This is a genomic window from Bacillus cereus group sp. Bc061 (assembly GCF_027715825.1).
GTDB lineage: Bacteria > Bacillota > Bacilli > Bacillales > Bacillaceae_G > Bacillus_A > Bacillus_A paranthracis.
Map to the genome: position 1 here is coordinate 23294 of NZ_JAQFTZ010000013.1, position 19584 is coordinate 42877.

Below are 19584 nucleotides of genomic sequence, written 5' to 3' on the forward strand. Positions count from 1 at the left end.
TTTATACATGATGACAAGCAACAAAATGCTCCTCACCAACATTACGAAATTCAGGTACCGTTTGTTTACAAATATCTGTTGCAAACGGGCAACGTGTATGAAAACGACACCCCGAAGGTGGATTCGCTGGACTTGGAATGTCACCCTCTAGTATGATTCTCTCTCGCTTCACTGTTGGATCTGGTATTGGAACAGCGGATAACAATGCTTTCGTATACGGATGAAGTGGATTCGTAAATAACTCATCACGCGGCGCTGTTTCCACAATCGTTCCTAAATACATAATTCCAATCTTCGTACATAAGTGCTCTACTACGCTTAAATCATGTGAAATGAACAAATAAGATAATCCCTTTTTCTCCTGTAGCTCACTAAATAAATTAATGATCTGTGCTTGAATAGATACATCTAATGCTGCCACAGGTTCGTCAGCTACAATAAATTCTGGGTTTAATACCATAGCTCTTGCAATAACGATACGTTGGCGTTGTCCACCCGAAAATTCATGAGGGTACCGATCAATATGATATGGGGCTAAGCCACATAACTCTAATACTTCTGTCACTTTTTCACGAACACTTTCTTTCGTCGCTAATCCGTGAGCTAACATCGGTTCACCAAGCGCTTCCCCAATTCTCATTCTCGGATTTAATGAGCTAAATGGATCTTGGAAGACAAGTTGCATATTAGGACGATGTTTTCTCAATTCTTCCTTAGATAAAGAGTGAACATCTTGCCCTTTAAACTTCACTTCCCCTTCCGTTTTTTGGACGAGACGTAAAATTGTTTTTCCTATCGTTGTTTTTCCGCTTCCCGATTCACCAACGAGGCCGAATACTTCACCTTTATTAATAGTAAAACTTACTCCATCAACTGCTTTTACATGTCCAACCGTTCTACTAAATATGCCGCCTTTAATTGGAAAATATGTTTTTAAGTTTTTTACTTCTAATAATGGTTCACTCATTGTTTCGCACGCTCCTCATATAACCAGCAAGCAACTTTATGATTCTCATCATGTACATTCAAACTTGGCGCTTCTTCTTTACATATTTCCATACAATGCTCACAACGGCCGCTAAAGTAGCAAAACTCATCCAAACCAACTAAATTAGGAACTTGCCCTGGAATAGAATATAGTTTATCTATTCGTTTTCCCATCACTGGTTTTGATTTTAACAAACCTTTCGTATACGGGTGTTTCGGATTTTGGAATATTTCTAGTACCGGTGCTTCTTCAATAACTTTCCCGCCATACATAACGACAACATAATCAGCCATTTCCGCTACGACACCTAAGTCATGTGTAATTAATAAAATGGATGTTTTAAATTCCTTTTTTATTTGCCTTAATAAATCTAATATTTGAGCTTGAATCGTAACATCAAGAGCCGTTGTCGGTTCATCAGCAATTAATAACTTAGGATTACAACTAAGTGCAACAGCAATCATAATACGTTGTAACATACCACCGCTCAGTTCGTGTGGATAAGAATGGACGATTTCATCCGCACGAGCTATGCCGACTTTACGAATTAACTCAATCGCCTTCTTATATGCTTCATTTTTACTAAGTAATTCATGCTCCCTTAACGTCTCTACAATTTGTTCCCCTACAGTAAAGACTGGATTTAGCGATGTCATCGGTTCTTGGAAAATCATCGCAATATCATTCCCTCGTAAACTACGAAGCTCTTTTTCTTTCATTCCTAAAAGACTTTTTCCTTCATATAAAATGTCTCCGCCTACTACACTACCTGATTCAGCAATAAGTCCCATAATAGATAAAGCCGTTACACTTTTCCCGCAACCAGATTCACCTACAACACAAACAGTTTCACCTTCTCGAACAGAAAAACTAACATGATTCACAGCTTTTACTGTTCCTTCTTCTGTCTGAAAGTGTGTTTGTAAATCTTTTAGCTCTACTACTGCTTTACTCATATTCCCTCACCTACCGTCTCATCTTTGGATCTAACGCATCACGAAGTGCATCACCAAGTAAATTAATGGATACAACTGTTATAAAGATTGCAAAACCAGGCGGAATCCATAACCATGGGCGCTTTTGAAAATCAATTAATGAGTTCGCTGCACTAATCATATTCCCCCATGATGGTGTAGGTGGGACAACGCCGAGACCTAAGTAGCTTAGTGCGGACTCACTTAAAATAGATCCAGCCACGCCCAAAGTTGCTACAACAATAAGCAACGGAAAGACATTAGGAATTAAATGATGAATAATTTTTCGAGAATCCTTTAATCCTAATACATCTGCTGCTTGCATAAATGCTTGCTCCCGCAATGTTAAAATTTGTCCTCTCACAAGACGAGCAAGTCCTGGCCATCCTACTAAACTTAAAATAATCATAATGACATATAGACGATAATCAGATGGTACTTTCCACTCTGATAAAATCGCTCCCATTATAATAAGTAACGGTAATCCTGGCATCGACATTAAAATATCGGCAAGACGCATAATAATATTATCAACGATGCCGCGATAAAATCCTGCAATAGCCCCTAATACAGCTCCTAATATCACTGATAAAACCATAGAAGCCAGGCCAATCGTTAATGAGATTCGTCCTGCTTGCATAAGCCTCGTTAAAATATCTCTTCCCAATTGATCTGTACCGAGCCAATGAGAAAAACTAGGTGGTTTGTTAATTAACGTAACTTGTATTTTTCCTGATGCATACGGCGAAAAAAATGGTCCTATAAAACAAAATAAAAACATAAAAATTAATGCATACAATCCTACTAGTGCCATCTTATTTTTCTTTATTTTTTTAAGAGCTTGTCGCCACGGTGATGATTCATTTTTTCTTCTCTTTTTCTCCTTTTTTTCTGTAATCACTGTAATAGTTTCCATCCCATTCCCCTCCTTACTTCAACCGAATACGTGGATCAACAACTGCATATACAATGTCCGCTAAAAAGTTTGAAACAATTGTTAAACAAGAAAGAAACATCGTAAATGCCATTAATACTGTATAATCACGGAAATTAAGTGCCTCTAATTGAATGTTACCAATACCTGGCCAGTTAAAGATTTGTTCAATAATAATCGCTCCTGAAAATAAACCTGGTAATTCAAATGCTAATAAAGTAATCGCCGGTAAAATCGCATTTTTTAATGCATGCTTATAAATAACGATCTTCTCTTTTAAACCTTTTGCTCGTGCGGTTCGTATGTAATCTTGCCTTACAACTTCTAACATACTAGTTCTAAAATAACGAGTTAATGAACCTACACCTAGAAGAGTCAAGATAAATACTGGTAAGATCATATGCTTTGCTACCTCTATTACATAAGCAAACCCTGTTGAATTACTACCAACATCAATCATCCCACCTATCGGTAATAACTTAAAATCAACTGCAAACACTTTAATTAAAAACAAACCGATAAAAAAAGAAGGAAACGACATTGCTGCAAAAACACCAATTGTTACAAGTTTATCGAATAAAGAATGTTGTTTCGTCGCCGAGAATACGCCAATAATAAGTGCAATTAGCCAAATGAAAAATAATGCAATAACTGCCACACTAAACGAATTCCAAATAAACTTATTTAATAGTGACGTTACAGGTTCTTGGTATTGAAGCGAAAAACCAAAGTCTCCTTGCAACGCATTACCTAACCAATGAAAATAGCGTTCGACAATTGGTTTATTCAATCCATACAATTCCCTAAGCTCAGCCGCCCTTTCCGGTGTAATCTTTGGATTTGAATCAATATAATCACCCGGAAGAAGCGCGAACAGGAAGAAGATAATAATTGATGTTCCAAACAGTGTAGGAATCATTTGTAGCAACCTGCGAACAATATATGTTTTCACCCTTTTTCTCTCCAATCTAATGCTTAAAATAGAAGAACATTTTTTCAAATCGGCACATTTCTAACCGAATGAAAAAATGTCTTCTACTTTCACATTCTTCTCGTTATTTTTCAAATGATAATACTGGTAAATTTGCGCTAATACTATTGTATTTCTCAGGATCAATTCCTTTTATATTCCCGTTATAACCAGTAATTGTTCTACGATAGTTTAATAAAATTACTGGTGGATCATCACTTAATTCTTTATAAAGTTCTTTATAGATTGGTTTACGTTTTTCAATATCTACAGTTTCAATACCTTTTTGAATTAACTCATCTACTTTTGCATTTTTATAACCAAGACTCTTCTCATTAGCACCTGATAAATATTCACCAACTGTTTCACTTGGATCACTTGTAATTGGTGTAGCAACAGAGGCTAAATCATAATCACCTTTATTAACTTTTGAAAGCATCGTATTAAAGTCCATAAATTCAGGATTAAACTCTACACCTATCTCTTTATAATTCTCTTTCGCAATCGGAATTAATAAATCACTATCTTTAGCCGAACTTGGGCCAAAATAAGAAAGCTTTAATTTTTGACCATCTTTTTCACGAATTCCATCCGAGCCAACTTTCCATCCTGCCTCATCTAATAACTTTTTCGCTTTTTCTTTGTCATACTCATATTTATTAACACCTTCTTCCGTATAAGCCCAAGAAGTCGGATGGATTGGTACATTGGCTACTGTACCGTATCCTTTTAACGCTGTATCAACATATTTTTTACGATCTAATCCGTAAATAAGTGCCTGGCGGACCTTCTTATCCTTTAAGTACGGCTTATTATTATTCATATAAATATAACTAAATGACGGTGCTGTTTCAATTTGGATATTTGCAAATTCTAAAGCCTTTGCCTGTTCAAGAACTTCGTCACCAGTACCTAAGCCAGTATGGTCTACTTCACCTGTTTGGAATAGTTGAAGTTTCGTATCGCCAGAAGTAATTTTATAAATGAAGTTTTGAATTTTTGGTTTACCCGCATAGTAATTTTCATTTGCTACAAAACGAACTTCTTGACCTGGGATATACTTTTCAAATTTATATGGACCCGCAGCTAGCGGTTTTCCATACAACTCTTTTAAATAATCCAAACTTGTATTTTGTTTGTAATCTTTTCCGTAATAAGCCTTTGATAGCACAGTACCACCTAAAACAAATATAGCTTGTGAATTAACTTTTTCAGTCGTAACCTTAATTGTTTGTGGATCAACAACTTGAATGCCTTCAATTGAAGTTGCTGTTCCTTCTTTATATGCCTTACCACCTTTAACCGCATATTGAGAGATGTCTACTTCACCCTCATACGCCTTATCATGTAAAAGCGTCAATGTGAACGCTACATCATCCGCTGTTAATGGTGATCCATCGCTAAATTTTAAATCTTTACGTAAATGGAATGTATATGTTAACTGATCAGAAGAAATGTCCCACTTCTCAGCTAATTCTGGAATTGGTTTCCCTTGTTTGTCGGTTGATACAAGAGATGCAAAAATAACTGAAGTGACATTTCCATCCCAACCATTTTGTTGGAAATATGGTAAAAATACGCCGCCTGGTTTATTAATCCCAACTACTAACGTATCCTTTCGATTTTTCGCTTTATCTGGCACTTTCGTTTTATCTTTCGCAGCAATCTTTTCAATTTTTATATTTTTCAAATCTTGCTGTTTAACCGGTTCCGTAGAAGCAGTATCTTCCTGTCCCCCACAAGCAGATAACACAAGCGAACTACTCAATAATACCGAAAATACACCAGCCCATTTTTTTGTCTTTTTCTTCATTGTCCCCACCCTAACTTTTTAATAGTGATACCCTTTGAACTTATTACCTTATGTATGCCTCCCACAGCAACATTTATAGCCAATCGGAAAAGTCGGTTTTAATCGTAAAAAAATAGATGTTTTTGAGGGGTAACAATCCTATTCCGACCTTTCCGGTAGACTTTATGGTTATTAGCTTATATCTTCCGTTATATTTTGTCAATTCTTTCTAAATAAATATTTTTAAAATTTTTCAAAAATTATTATTCTATCTTTAATTTAGGTAAACTTAACAAGATACCGTTATAGTTATCTTCTTGCAATCCTTGAATGCGCGCATGATGTGCAGACACAACCTTGCTATTATTTAAGAAGATTACAGGTGGATCTTCACTTAACTCCTGGTACAACTTTTTATAAATTTCTTTTCGTTTTTCAATATCTAATGTTTCTAGTGCCTGCTTCGCTAATTCATCTACTTTCGGATTATGGTATCCATCATAGTTTCGTTTACTTGTTGAAACAAACTCTTCAATCGTTCCACTCGGATCATCAATCATTGGCGTAGATACCATCGCTAAATCATAATCACCTTTTATCACTTTTGAAATCATCGTATTAAAGTCCATATATTCTGGATTAAACTCTACACCAAGCTTTTTATAATCCTCTTTCATCACCGGGATCATTACATCATTTATTTTACTTGCAGAAGAAGCAAAATAACTTACCTTCAATTTTTGGCCATCTTTTTCGCGAATTCCATCTGAACCAACTTTCCATCCAGCCTCATCCAATAATTTCTTTGCTTTCTCTAAGTTATACTCATATTTATTAATCCCTTCTTCTGTATACGCCCAAGAAACTGGCGTAATCGGTACATTAACGAGTGAAGCATAACCTTGGAAATACGTATCAATAACTTTTTGACGCTCTAATCCGTAAATAAATGCTTGGCGGACACGCTTATCTTTAAAGTATGGTTTCTTATAATTCATTTTAATGTAACCATAAGAGCTTCCTGTATATACATTAATATTGGCAAAACCTAAATCCTTTAACTGTTCAATCGTCTCCGTGTTTGTCGTAAAACCATCATAATCTACTTCCCCAGCTTGAAATTGTTGTAGCTTTGTATCACCTTTTGAAATTTTATAAATAAAGTGCTCAATCTTCGGTTTTCCTTCAAAATAATTTTCATTAGCTACAAATCGAACCTCTTGACCAGGAATATATTTATCTAACTTATAAGCTCCTGCTCCCATCGGTTTTCCATACAACTCTTTTAAATACTCTAGGTGCCCTTGTTTATACTCTTTCCCGTAATAAGCTTTAGATATAACTTCTCCACCGATTAATGATAGTGTTTGAGCATTTACCTTTTCAGTCGTAATCGTAATTGTTTTCGGATCAATGACTTGAATTCCCTCAATAGAGGTTGCCTTTCCTTCTTTATACGCTTGCCCACCCTTTATTGCTGTTTGACTTATATCAGTCGCTCCACTATAAGTTGGATCGTGTAATAGCGTTAATGTAAATGCTACGTCATCTGCAGTTAGTGGTGATCCATCACTAAACTTTAAACCATCTTTCAAATAGAACGTGTATGTAAGCTGATCCTCCGAAATATCCCACTTCTTCGCTAAAATTGGAATTGGTTTTCCTTCCTTATCGAGTCCAACAAGAGGTGCAAAGATAGCTTGCGTTATATTACCATCCCATCCATTCTCCATAAAGTGCGGAAGGAATATCCCTCCAGGACTCGGCATTCCAACTACAAAAGTATCTTTTCTTTCTTTTGCTTTTACGGGACTTTTTGCTTTGTCGCTTGCCTGAATAAATTCATCTTTTACTTTCGGGACGTTCCTGGCCTCGTTTGTACTCGCTTCCTCTTGACCACATCCGGCTAGTAATACTGATACACTCAAAAATGTAGCAATTGCTCCTTTAAAAACATTTTTCATTGCACTATCACCTTTACCTTCCTAATTTTTAACGATGTAGGAACATAGGACTCCTTTCTGCAACTATATTTATTATTCCTATAAAAATAGTATGAATTAATTTCAAGATTATTCCTTTCCTTTAAACATGTCAACCGTTCTCTTTTATTTCGTATTAAAAAATTAAAAATTCACTTCTATTCGTTCCGTATGAAACATAGAATACTAATAACCAATTACCAAAAAGGGGGCGAAAACATGGACAACCTATTCCAATACGTCCTTCACTACGTATTATTAACAATTATGATAGTCGGGGCGCTATTACTATTCCCGTTCTTCCCAAAGTTCGTCCTCTTTTTAGCTTTTTTTATGATGCTCGGGATTGCTATTATCATTTCAACAAGGGAAGATACGACACAAAAAGAAAACAGAGTTCAGCGTGTAAAGCTGTAACTCTGTTTTTTTCAGTCGTAACGTATTCTTGTTAAACTAATTATGAAAAAGACTCCTGCAAATAAAATGAGTATACCAATATATCCTCCTATATCTGCCAATGTACCTCCCCTTACAATTAACTCAGTAAAGCCACGCATCGCCCAAGTTTGCGGAACAAAATTTGCTGCCGTCTGCATCCATGCTGGTTCAATTTCAATCGGCCAATACAGGCCACCAATCATGCATGTTGAAATCACAACGATATTACCTAATGCAGACTGTTGTTCTGTTGTTTTCACGATACTTGCTAATAATAAGGCTAGACCAATGACAGCTAATAATAATACGGAAACGAGTATAATAACCCCTAACAAATTTCCCCACTGCACATTAAATAAGGAATTCGTTAATATCATTAGAACACCAAATTGAATCCATCCTATTAAGAAGAATGAAAGGATATATCCCGTTAGTATTTGAACTTTTGAAACTGGTGCTTCTAATAAACGAGACCAAACACCAAGTTGTCTAGCTTTCAAAATAGTCCCCGTCGCACTTAACATAACAATCATAACGAATAGAATTGAAAATCCCGCTGCTCGCCCTGTAACGTTATTTAACTTTTGATCATCATGTGAAATTGATTCTTTTTGAATCGAAGCAGGTTCTACTTTTGTATAGATTTCTTTATACATAGGTTCCCACGAAGCGTTACTTTTCTTCTCAAAATCTCTCGCTGCACTAACTTCTATCTCCATTTTTTTTAATGCACTTGCCAATACTTGCTCTACAGAAGTTCCACCAGTAAAATCAGCACTAGCTTGAAACTGAATATTTTCTACCCTTCCATCTAACATATTCTTTTGAAAGTCTTTCGGAATAAGAACTATGCCGGATGATTTTTTGTTTTCAATCTTCTGTTTGCCTTCCTTATACGTTACCTTCTCTATAGAAATTAAGTCACTTTTCTGTATGTCCTCGTAATACTTGCTAGATAATACAGAACCATCTTCATCTACTAAGCTAACATTTACTTTCTTATTCCCACTTCCACCTAAAAGTCCGCCGAAAATGAGTGTAAAAATAATAGGCATTCCAAACATAAGTATATAACTTTGTGGTTTTATTAAAATTTGTTTTAACTCTAGCCAACAAAGTGCCCAAACCTTCTTCATCATTTCTCCCTCCTATCTCGTACGTAAACGTAATGTCCCTATCATAACGGAGACAATTCCTGCACCACATAAACTAAAAATAACAGGGAGTAACACATCCCAAGATGTTCCCGACATAATATTTAAAAAGCTTGTAAGTGCCCATTTATTCGGAGCAACATTCGCAATGGTTTGAAGTGTATCAGGGAATACGTAAATTGGTAACATCGATCCTCCTAATATAGCGAGTATTTGAATACCGATTCCTCCCATTACATCTGCCGTTTTTTCCTCACGAATAAAAGCGGCAATTAACATAGATAAACCCGAAACACAAATTGCATAAGACATTCCCACCGCTACTATTTGAGATAAGTCTCCGCCCCATTCCACATGAAACATAAAGTGTGTAGCAACTATAAATATCCCAAATTGTATACAAGCAAATAATAATGTACCTAAAAACTTCCCGAATAAAATTGAAAATGAACTCGTCGGTGTACTGAACAAACGTGCCAACGTCTCAGTTCGTTGCTCTGTTACAACTGACTTTGCACCTACTGTTATGTTATATAGTAAAAACATGACTAACATCGCTGCGGCATAATATTGCATCGCTGCAACTGTTTTTTTACCTATCGTTCCTTTTTCAATGTTATATGCACCCGAAGTTGCTACTGTTTGTAAATCTCCACTTACTTCTTTTGCAACTTGTTCCACATTACTATGCTGAGAATTTGCTAATTCCGTCACAACACTTTTAGTAGATACCGCAACTGTTTGAACACGCTCTGAAAAAGAGCGGACCATTGATTCAGCGATTTTCGCTTGTATATCTTTTGATGGGTCTATAAACACCTTTGGTTCTTTTAATTTTCCATCTTGTACTTGTTCGCTCCATTTATTCGGGATGACGATTCCCACATCGATTTTCTTTTCCTTTAACATATCTTCAAGCTCTTCCTGAGAATTAACTATCTTTACTTTCACATCATCTTTTAATTCTTTAGATTGCAATACGTCTTTTTGAAAGACATCTGCAAACTCATCATTTCCTACTTGATAATAGCCAATCACTGTTTTGGGTAGTCCACCATTATCAAATATATTACTTAACGCTGAACCTAAAATCGCTGTTAATAAAAGCGGCATAATTAACATCATCATAAATCCGCGCCGATCAATTAAACGTATTTTTAAATCTTTCCATGCAATAATAAAACTTTTCATCTCGCACTAACCTCCTTAATCACGAAGTGAACGTCCTGTTAATTGTAAAAAGAGTGCCTCTAAATTCGGTTCTTGCACTTCAAGCTTTAAAATTTGAGCGTTGTTCTCCACAACTACTGACACAACTGTACCAATGGACTCACCACCATTTAGCCCAATATCAATCGTACTATTATCTTCATCAAAAATAATTCGTTCAACAACAGAGAGTGCTTTCAACTTTTGTAGCAGTTCCGTACTATAACGATTTAATTGCAATCTCACTATAAACCCATCCGCCAGGCGATTACATAGTTCCCTTTTCGTTCCTAATGCAATTACCTTTCCATGATCAACAATTGCAATTCTTTCACATAAATACTCTACTTCTTCCATGTAATGACTCGTATAAATAACTGTCATCCCTTTTTCATTTAACTTTTTAACAGTCTCTAAAATATGGTTTCTCGATTGCGGATCAATCCCAACTGTCGGTTCATCCATAATTAACAACTCTGGCTCATGCATAAGTGCTGCACCAATATTAATACGCCTTTTCATTCCACCTGAAAATGTTTCAATTTTATCTTTTCCACGGTCCTGTAAACCGACGTAAGCTAATACTTCCTCCGCTCGTTCTTTTGCAATTTTCCCATTTAAACCGTACATTTTTCCCCAAAAAACCAAATTTTCCTTCGCTGAAAGTGTTGGATAGAGCGCAATGTCTTGTGGAACAATACCAATTTTCTTTTTCGCCTCTAATGGATATTCTTTTACTGATTTCCCACCAACTTTTATATCACCACTGTCGTATGAAATTAACCCGCAAATCATTGATATCGTCGTTGATTTTCCCGCACCATTTGGACCAAGTAATCCAAATGTTTCCCCTTTCTTCACCTCAAAAGAAACATTCTTTATAATTTCCTTCTTACCAAATGATTTCGTAATATGATCTATGACTAACATACTGATTCAGCCCCTTTGCATTCATCTACACTTTCATTGTAGAAAAATTTCTTCTTCTCTCCATCATCCTTGAGATAGAAATACAAAATAAAAAAGCAGCAAATTCTGCTGCTTTTTCACACTTATATATGCCAAAAGTCATGTGTACATCGTGATGCCATACCTTACTGCGTATATGGCTGCTTGCGTTCGATCTCTCAGTTCTAACTTACTAATTAAATTAGAAACATGATTCTTAACAGTTCCCTCTGTAATAAATAACTTTTCCGCAATCTCTTTATTATTTAACCCAAGTCCAATTTCCCTTAAAACATCTACTTCTCGCTCAGTTAATTGCGCTAATTGTTCTGGTGTGGTGCACTCTACTGCTACTTTTGTCTTTTTTAATTCTTTTATGATTTGCGCTGTTATATCCTGAGGAAGCACAGCCCCTCCACTATGCACCGTTAAAATTGCTTGAGCGATTGCATCTGTCTCCATGTCCTTCAATAAATAACCACTTGCTCCTTGCTCCAATGCTTCAAAGATAAGCTCACTATCACTAAAAGTCGTCAACATAAGTACCTTTATATGAGGGAACTGTTCTCTAACTAAACGTGTTCCTTCAACACCATTCATACGGGGCATCCGAATATCCATCAAAATAATTTCAGGATGTAACTCTTTCACCTTTTGTATCACTTCGTCTCCATCTGTAGCAGTTCCCACTACTTCAAGTTCCTGACGTAAATTTAATAACATCGCTAAACCATCACGAATGAGTGATTGATCATCAACAATCATAATCCGAATCATACAGTTCCCCCTATTAACCACGTTTTCTCCTGAAGTGGAAATTCAATCTGTAACCGAAAGCCTTTTTCTATCTCACTCTCAAATTGAATAGTTCCACCATGTTCCTCTACTCGTTCTCTCATATTAAGTAAACCAAAACCTGGGCTTACCTCGTTAACTCCCACGCCATTATCCAAAATACATAGTTTAACTTGTTTCGCCGAACAAGTTAAACTCACTTCACATAAGCTCGCCTTGCCATGCCGCTTTGCATTTGTTAAAGACTCTTGCATAACCCGGAGCAGTGTAGGTTGTAGTGACAGCGGAATCACAACCGGATCTCCTTGTAATTGAAACGATACTTGTACTTTCGTCGCTTTAGAATATCCATGTAACATTTCACGCATATTCTCTATTATGTTCCCTAGTTTACCTTCTTCTTTTAAGGCATGTACAGACGCTCTCACCTCTTGAAGTGATTTCCTGGCTAGCCCATGACATGTATGTAAAACCTCTTCCGTAGCGTCCGACTTTTGTTTCCACAAAGCCTCTGCCAGTTGTAATTGGACAAGTAAGGCTGTCATATTATGACCGACAGTATCATGAATTTCTCGGGCAATATCATTTCGCTCTCGAACGGCTGTCAATTCTTCTACCTCTTTGGCATATAGACGTAATTGTTCATGCGCTTCTTTTAGAGCTGTATGAGACAATGTCAATTCCTCATATTGTTCATCTACCATTTTCCGAGCAGCTGTAAGTTTTTTTATTAAGCTTCCAGCTAAAGCACTAAAAACGATGAACATAAAATTAATGGAATTACTCTCCAATTCTAAACTACCTGTATGTTGATACGCATGTAATATATTTATAAACCAACAAAGAAAGAAAAAAGTAATAAAAAAGTACGTCATGCTTCTACGAAACTCATGAATAAATAGCCCTACTGCATCAATTCCAAATATAATTAAATATAAACATGTCTCGGGAAATAAAAAACCTAATAAAGCTGTGACTATCCCATTTGCTAATAGTGTATAAAAACCAAGTTTTTTACCTCCATTCACTTTTACTAGCAAAATATGATTCACAATATAAATAAAAAGTGCTGTACCTACAAAAAATTGCAAATATGCTGTTTCACGTGAAACATGGTTTGCATAAACAAAACAAATCATGACGATTGTAATAATTCGCGCGTATCCTAACATAAAATTCTCCTCACATTTTAATAACCTAAAGTGCATCTCTTCATTATAATAACAAGAAAATTATACCAATTACTTCTCTTTCCTTACACACAAAAAAAAGCAAGCCCCCCTCAAAACATGAGAAAACAACTTGCTCTTTCATTCTAATCTCTTTACTCCATGATATTCTCTAAAGCATTATATAAATCCGCTCGTAACAACTCTTTCTTCGTTTTTTCTTCATACAACTGTTCAAGCATTTCAACATCAACTACATGTTCCATCTTACACTCAAGTGTATATATATCTTCTTCAACATGCATTAATTCGGTTTCAATCTCCTCAATATTCCTAACTTCTTTCTTTTTTACAGAGACTGTTTCAACACTTTTTCTTCCTTGGCGTTGCTGCTTTATTACTTGTGTCTCGAGCTTTTCCTCCCACTTTTGACGCGCCCATGCATAGTTCCCTGCAAACTCAAATAATTTACACTCATCAATCCAATACGTCTTTTCAAATAACTTATTTAAAAAATAACGATCATGTGAAACAGCTAAAATCGTCCCATTATATTGTTCAAGAGCTTCCTCTAAAACTTCTCTTGATTCAATGTCGAGATGATTTGTCGGCTCATCTAAAATTAAAAAATTGATATCTTGATACATAAGTTGTGCAAGTCTTAACCTCATTTTTTCTCCACCGCTCAGTTGCGTTACTTTCTTAAACACCGCTGGACCATAAAATAAGAACTTAGCTAATATATGTCTCGCTTCTCCCTCTGTTACAGCTACACATTCCCTGAAAGCCTCCAATACATTACTCTTCATATTTCCGTACGCATGCTGGGATAAATAACCGATTTTCACACTACTTCCAATTCGAATTTCTCCAGCATCTGGTTCTATTTCTTCTAATAATAACTTTAATAGCGTTGTCTTTCCTGTACCATTACGACCAACGATAGCCGCACGCTCTTGAAAACGAACATGTAAATTTGCTTCGTTAAATAAAAGATGTTCAGCAAATCCTTTACTCACTTCTTTCATTACAACAACATCTTTTCCACTTCTCTCTTGCCCTTCAAACTGAAGTCCCATTTGTTTTGGTTCTAAAATAGGTTTCTTTAGTTTCTCCATACGTTCCAGTGCACGTTCCATACTTCTCGCTCTCTTATGCAATCCTTCATTCGGAGGATTCGCCTGATTTGCCCATTCACGCAGTCGCTTAATTGCTTCTTTCATTTTCTTTATTTTCTTTTGCTGTTCTTGATAAGCCTGAAACTCCTGAAGCAACCTTTCTTCCTTCTCTTCAACAAACCGAGAATAGTTTGTATGATACACGTGAATCTCTCCATCTTCTAAATCAAAAATCTTCGTTACAACTTCATCAAGGAAATAGCGATCATGTGAAATAATCATAACTGTTCCGTTGTATTCTTTTAAAAATTGCTCTAACCATTCGACTGCAAATAAATCTAAATGATTGGTTGGTTCATCTAATAAAAGTAAATCTGGTTTCTGCAACAGCATGTATGCAAGGCTTACTTTTGTTTGCTCCCCACCACTTATCTCCACAAATGATCGTGGGAATAGTTCTGTCACCTGTAAACCATTTGCTACCTTCATAATGTTCGCTTCGATTTCATAACCACCAAGAAACGCAAACTTTTCTTGGATGATTCCGTATCTTTCCATTAATTTTTGTAAAACAGAAGATTCCTGTTCTTCCGCCATATCTTTTTCTAAAGTACGCATTTCTCTTTCTAATTCCTTTTCTATTTTAAAAGCGGAACTCAATACTTCATATACAGTCATACTCTCATCAAATTTCGGAATTTGTGCCACATGACCAATACGTGTACCTTTCTTCATATGAATGGCCCCTGCATCCAAACTTTCCATTCCAGTTAAAAGCTGAAAGATTGTTGTCTTCCCACTACCGTTACGACCAACTAATCCAACACGTTCACCATTCTTTATTTCAAGCGATATATTTTCAAATATGATGTTTCCACCAAAAGATTTCGTTACATTATTTACACTACAAATTGTCATTTTCCGTACTCCTTTCAATATAAAAAACCATGGGAAAGAAACATTCCCCATGGTTTTCGGCATAGAAAAAGGAAGCTAAATAGCTCCCTTTTCACACGTTTATTAAAAATGGGTGAAGAGATTTCTATCGTTCTATAGCTACTATGCAATTGTTAAAAAAGGACAGACGTATCCCGTTAACAACTACATCATGAAAAATCGCACGACAAAAATAGATAAAATCTAAAAATTTGGCACGTGCAGCTAAAGAACGTTTCATCTCATTCACCTCTTTCGTACGGAATTTAATACTTACTTCTTTATTATACTTTCCCATTTCATGTTTGAATAGTCATTTTTCTGAAAATAATGAAGATAGACTAAACATTTCAATAAGTGACATCAAATCTTACAAAACTGTTATGTTCACGTAATGGAAAGCGATAGTACGAAAAGATGCCTCCCTATACAATAAAGATGTAAACAAAAGAGACAACAAAAGGAGGAAACAATCATGATGAAAGAAATCATAAAAGCAATCTTTGAGGTATTAGTGAACGGACAAGCAGTTGTAAAAGAACTAAATGAACTATAAAAAGGAGTGAAAGAATATGATGAACATGGTAAAAATGATTTTACACGCTCTAGTTGATGCAAAAGCAGTTAGCCAAGAATTAAACCAACAATAAAAAGGGGTATGTGAATATGAAGAAAGCCATTTTTGTAATCGCAAGTACAGCAATTGCCTTATACACAATAAAAAATAGAGAAAAGAAGTATAATAAAAACGAGCTATATTATCCATACACATTATTAAAGAAAAAATAAAAGACAAGGTACCCTATCTTAATGAGGATATCTTGTCTTTTATTTTTTATATTCCCTTTAAAGGATTTTCTTCTCCTTATCCCGAATGTATTAAGCGGGATTTTTACACATATTTTAAAGGGGCATATATACAAATGGATACACAACAACTATACTTTTTAAACGATATTGGCAAACAAAAACCAGAAAGCATCCGGAATAGAAGCGCTGCATGTCCTTTTTGTGACAGAGAAAATTTAACGGATATTTTAGCAATTGAGGGCTCAATTATTTGGCTAAAAAACAAATTTCCTACATTAAAAGATACATTTCAAACGGTGCTAATCGAAACAGATAATTGTGAAGACCATATTGCGACATATACAGAAGAACATATGAAATCGCTAATTCGTTTCTCCATTAAACATTGGTTAGATTTACAGAAGAATGAAGAATTCACATCTGTAATTTTATACAAAAATCATGGTCCATTCTCAGGTGGAAGTTTGCATCATGCACACATGCAGATTATTGGAATGAAATATGTAAACTACCTCGATAACGTAGAACACGACAACTTCCAAGGCGTAATTGTTCAAAAGAACGAACACATTGAACTCAATATCTCAGATCGTCCTATTATCGGTTTTACTGAATTTAATATCATTATCGAAGATATTGGATGCATAGATGAACTAGCAACTTATATTCAGCAAACTGTACGTTACATACTGACAGATTTCCATAAAGGATGTAGTAGTTATAACTTATTCTTCTATTACTTAAACGGAAAAATCATTTGTAAAGTTGTTCCTAGATTTGTCGTTTCACCGTTATATGTAGGATATAAAATACCGCAAGTTTCCACCAAACTAGAAGACGTAAAAATACAACTAGCAGCGTATTTCACAAAACAAAACGACGCGATTATCCACAAAAAATAGAGTAGGTATCAAAAACCTACTCTTTAATTACACCTTTATTTCGATAGTACACATCTTCTAATCCGATGTTATACTTCATATTATTATCCGTCCACTCTGGCCCTAAATTCCCTGGCCATCCAGATGTATTTGCTATATATTTTAATAATGCAAAATCCGTCAAACCTTTTTGCACCCCGCGCTTATATCCTTTCATTAAATGCGGCATTGCAATTTGCGCATTTGTACGTGGATCTTTCAGCTCGTCATCCGTTAAATGATCCGGTGCAAGTCCACCACCGCGATGCAATTGAAACAATCCGAATGAAGTTCCGTTATCTCCAACACTTCTTGGATTTAATCGACTTTCATGTTCGGCAATTGTAAGAGGTATCCATTCTGGAAGATTGACTTTCTTTGCTTCCTCTATAATAATTTGTTTCATCTGTTTTGCTTCTTCTGAGTCAACATAGCTTGTCTCATTTACTAATTTGCCCATTCCTTCAGACTTTCCTTGGAAGTATAAGTACACTCCAAGAACAACTAAAAATCCTACAAAGAATTTCTTCACTACCTCTACCTCTTTCTCCGCTGAAATTTGTCCCCTTTCAGCCTTCTTCCCTTTACAATTACCCACATTCTATCATTCTCTTACTCTTTTATCATAGCAAATAACTATACATATTATCATCATGCTTTAGACCGATTTTGTGAAAAAACAGCTGGTAAATACGTGAAAAAATGTAACTTTCATAGACTACAACGTATTTCTTGTATATAATTTTAAATTGAACTCTACATATAGAATAGGAGCAGACAAAATGAAAAAGTGCATAATACTCTTGTTCAGTATTTTACTTCTTATACCTATCCACATCTCTGCACAAACGTCATCAAAACCAAAAGTACTTGTTTTATATAGTACAAAAGACGATAAGATTACAAGTAATATTCAAATCCTTAATACTCAATTAGGCCATTTTACAAACGATATAACTACGAAAAGTTTAAACAAGGCTAATGAACTCACTCATTCATCCTCTTATACACATATCGTCTATATCGGTGAACAAAAAGAAGAGCTTTCTACTGAAGCAAAGCAACTTCTAGAAACTTTCTCCGGCCCGGTATTAGTTCTAGGACAAAATGTTGAACAATTATCTAATCGCTTTTCTTTCATTACCCTAAAGGATGATGATATACGAGCTAATAAAATCGAATATCCAAGTAATAAATTAAAAAACACTCTAGAAGAAGAACGTTTGATTCAATCGTTTGATACAAACGGAACTGTTCTTGCTAACGCTTTAAGTTCAAATAGCAAGAATCCATTAATCGTTCAGCATGAAACATCTTACTACGTTGCTACACCACATCTTTTTGATTGGATGTCTCATTACGTCGGCGAAATGTTATTTTCTTACTTTGAACAAAAGCCAACGAAAAATAAAGTGGAAGCTTATTTACGTCTTGAAGACGTTCATCCAGCCGCAGATATAAATCAATTAAAAGAAATTGCTGAATTATTAAAAGAGAAAAAGATGCCATACATGATCACTGTTATTCCTGTATATACGGATCCAGAAACAGGTAAAACACTACATTTAAAAGATAAACCTGAACTAGTCGATCTTTTACGCTCTATGCAAGATGATGGTGCAGCAATTATTATGCATGGTTATACTCACCAATTTTATGATAGTGAAACTGGTGAAGGTTTTGAATTTTGGGACGTAAAAACAGACCAACCAATTCGTCAACCGAAGCATGAAAAACCAAAAACAAAAGATGATTTCCCTAATATAGAGGCATATAATACATACGTAAAAAAAGGGGAAGAATTTGAAGAAAAATATACGACTGATCATATTGAAAAAGGCATTCAAGAACTTGTAGATGCCAAACTATATCCGGTCGCATTTGAAGCACCTCATTACACGATGTCTCAAAAAGGATATGAAATATTATCAAGATACTTTTCAACTTATGTAGGACAACTACAGTTAAGTGACACAACTTGGAAATCTATGCACTCTCCTGCATACAGAAGTACACCATCATTTTTACATGGCATGAAATTAATGCCTGAAACAGTTGGATTTATCGAAGAAGATAAACCACACGCTATTGCTAAAATGAAAGCAAATGCTGTATCTGTTGCCAAATTATCCGATGGAGTTATTGGTGCATTCTATCATCCTTACTTAGGTGTAAAACCATTAAAAGAAGTACTAAAGGATCTAGAAAGTATTCCAAATATAGAATGGATTGATTTACAAAAAGAAACAAATGAAGTGAAAATGAAAGATATTCATATCACTACTAATAAAGACGGCATTCACGTTGAAAAACCAACAAGCGCAAGTGACATAATAGATTATATAAAACAATATGGATTCTTCCTTATACTCGGTTTCCTCGTCATTGTCTTTCTCTTATTATTAAGACGTGCGAAAAAATTAGAATCCTAATACAAAACCACCAAG

At 35.4% G+C, this 19584-nt stretch carries 18 protein-coding genes; 4 read left to right on the forward strand and 14 right to left on the reverse strand.

Translation table 11 applies throughout. The features are described from left to right. Nucleotide 1 precedes the first annotated feature (1 nt). The 6 genes from PDQ40_RS25255 to PDQ40_RS25280 form a co-directional block, all read right to left on the reverse strand. Nucleotides 2–967, reverse strand: a complete 966-nt coding sequence (locus PDQ40_RS25255) for an ABC transporter ATP-binding protein (RefSeq protein ID WP_001294516.1) — start codon at nucleotides 965–967, stop codon at nucleotides 2–4. Next, complete coding sequence (locus PDQ40_RS25260) at nucleotides 964–1944, reverse strand: ABC transporter ATP-binding protein (RefSeq protein ID WP_000030784.1); 981 nt, start codon at nucleotides 1942–1944, stop codon at nucleotides 964–966. The genes PDQ40_RS25255 and PDQ40_RS25260 overlap by 4 nt, the downstream gene beginning before the upstream one ends. A 10-nt stretch (nucleotides 1945–1954) precedes the next feature. Further along, nucleotides 1955–2878 carry an oligopeptide ABC transporter permease gene (gene opp4C, locus PDQ40_RS25265; protein WP_270691721.1) on the reverse strand — a complete coding sequence of 308 codons (924 nt, stop codon included), beginning with the start codon at nucleotides 2876–2878 and terminating at the stop codon, nucleotides 1955–1957. A gap of 13 nt (nucleotides 2879–2891) precedes the next feature. Then, nucleotides 2892–3848, reverse strand: a complete 957-nt coding sequence (locus tag PDQ40_RS25270) for an ABC transporter permease (protein ID WP_270691722.1) — start codon at nucleotides 3846–3848, stop codon at nucleotides 2892–2894. A gap of 103 nt (nucleotides 3849–3951) precedes the next feature. After that, nucleotides 3952–5679: an ABC transporter substrate-binding protein gene (locus PDQ40_RS25275; protein WP_061185328.1), complete on the reverse strand. Its 1728-nt coding sequence runs from the start codon at nucleotides 5677–5679 to the stop codon at nucleotides 3952–3954. Nucleotides 5680–5921: 242 nt separating this feature from the next. After that, nucleotides 5922–7622, reverse strand: coding sequence for an ABC transporter substrate-binding protein (locus PDQ40_RS25280; RefSeq protein ID WP_076856207.1), 1701 nt, complete (start codon nucleotides 7620–7622; stop codon nucleotides 5922–5924). A 237-nt stretch (nucleotides 7623–7859) separates the two neighbouring features. On the opposite strand from PDQ40_RS25280, the gene PDQ40_RS25285 reads away from it, so the two are divergent. Beyond that, complete coding sequence (locus PDQ40_RS25285; RefSeq protein ID WP_000369262.1) at nucleotides 7860–8057, forward strand: hypothetical protein; 198 nt, start codon at nucleotides 7860–7862, stop codon at nucleotides 8055–8057. 11 nt (nucleotides 8058–8068) lie between these two features. On the opposite strand, the gene PDQ40_RS25290 is transcribed toward PDQ40_RS25285, so the two are convergent. The 7 genes from PDQ40_RS25290 to PDQ40_RS25320 all read right to left on the reverse strand — a co-directional run bounded on the left by PDQ40_RS25290 (nucleotide 8069) and on the right by PDQ40_RS25320 (nucleotide 15648). Further along, the gene (locus PDQ40_RS25290) at nucleotides 8069–9214 is read right to left on the reverse strand and encodes an ABC transporter permease (RefSeq protein WP_061185326.1); all 1146 of its coding nucleotides are present in this window, start codon (nucleotides 9212–9214) and stop codon (nucleotides 8069–8071) included. 12 nt (nucleotides 9215–9226) lie between these two features. Then, nucleotides 9227–10423 carry an ABC transporter permease gene (locus tag PDQ40_RS25295; RefSeq protein ID WP_061536081.1) on the reverse strand — a complete coding sequence of 399 codons (1197 nt, stop codon included), beginning with the start codon at nucleotides 10421–10423 and terminating at the stop codon, nucleotides 9227–9229. A 15-nt stretch (nucleotides 10424–10438) separates the two neighbouring features. Continuing rightward, a complete protein-coding gene (locus PDQ40_RS25300; protein WP_000960160.1) occupies nucleotides 10439–11371 on the reverse strand; it encodes an ABC transporter ATP-binding protein in 933 nt (310 codons plus the stop codon). Between the two features lie 138 nt (nucleotides 11372–11509). Further along, nucleotides 11510–12166 (reverse strand): response regulator, encoded by a 657-nt coding sequence (locus PDQ40_RS25305; RefSeq protein ID WP_000619343.1) that lies wholly within the window; start codon nucleotides 12164–12166, stop codon nucleotides 11510–11512. Continuing rightward, nucleotides 12163–13356 carry a sensor histidine kinase gene (locus PDQ40_RS25310; protein ID WP_061130865.1) on the reverse strand — a complete coding sequence of 398 codons (1194 nt, stop codon included), beginning with the start codon at nucleotides 13354–13356 and terminating at the stop codon, nucleotides 12163–12165. Before PDQ40_RS25310 ends, PDQ40_RS25305 begins: the two co-directional genes overlap by 4 nt. Before the next feature lie 152 nt (nucleotides 13357–13508). Next, nucleotides 13509–15389 (reverse strand): ribosomal protection-like ABC-F family protein, encoded by a 1881-nt coding sequence (gene abc-f / locus PDQ40_RS25315; protein ID WP_061536082.1) that lies wholly within the window; start codon nucleotides 15387–15389, stop codon nucleotides 13509–13511. A 124-nt stretch (nucleotides 15390–15513) separates the two neighbouring features. After that, the gene (locus PDQ40_RS25320; RefSeq protein WP_000830642.1) at nucleotides 15514–15648 is read right to left on the reverse strand and encodes an RAxF-45 family protein; all 135 of its coding nucleotides are present in this window, start codon (nucleotides 15646–15648) and stop codon (nucleotides 15514–15516) included. A 419-nt stretch (nucleotides 15649–16067) separates the two neighbouring features. Between PDQ40_RS25320 and PDQ40_RS25325 the strand changes: the two genes are divergently transcribed. Both PDQ40_RS25325 and PDQ40_RS25330 read left to right on the forward strand, forming a co-directional pair. Next, nucleotides 16068–16196, forward strand: a complete 129-nt coding sequence (locus PDQ40_RS25325; RefSeq protein WP_001996537.1) for a hypothetical protein — start codon at nucleotides 16068–16070, stop codon at nucleotides 16194–16196. A 134-nt stretch (nucleotides 16197–16330) separates the two neighbouring features. Further along, entirely contained in the window at nucleotides 16331–17119 is a 789-nt protein-coding gene (locus PDQ40_RS25330; protein ID WP_061536083.1) for a DUF4931 domain-containing protein, read from the forward strand. Nucleotides 17120–17135: 16 nt separating this feature from the next. Here the strand turns inward: PDQ40_RS25330 and PDQ40_RS25335 are convergent, their stop codons facing one another. Next, on the reverse strand, nucleotides 17136–17669 hold the full coding sequence (locus tag PDQ40_RS25335) for a transglycosylase SLT domain-containing protein (protein ID WP_000713259.1): 534 nt from the start codon (nucleotides 17667–17669) through the stop codon (nucleotides 17136–17138). A gap of 250 nt (nucleotides 17670–17919) precedes the next feature. Here PDQ40_RS25335 and PDQ40_RS25340 point away from each other — a divergent pair, with 250 nt between their 5' ends. Beyond that, nucleotides 17920–19569, forward strand: coding sequence for a DUF2334 domain-containing protein (locus PDQ40_RS25340; RefSeq protein ID WP_000710537.1), 1650 nt, complete (start codon nucleotides 17920–17922; stop codon nucleotides 19567–19569). Nucleotides 19570–19584 lie beyond the last annotated feature (15 nt).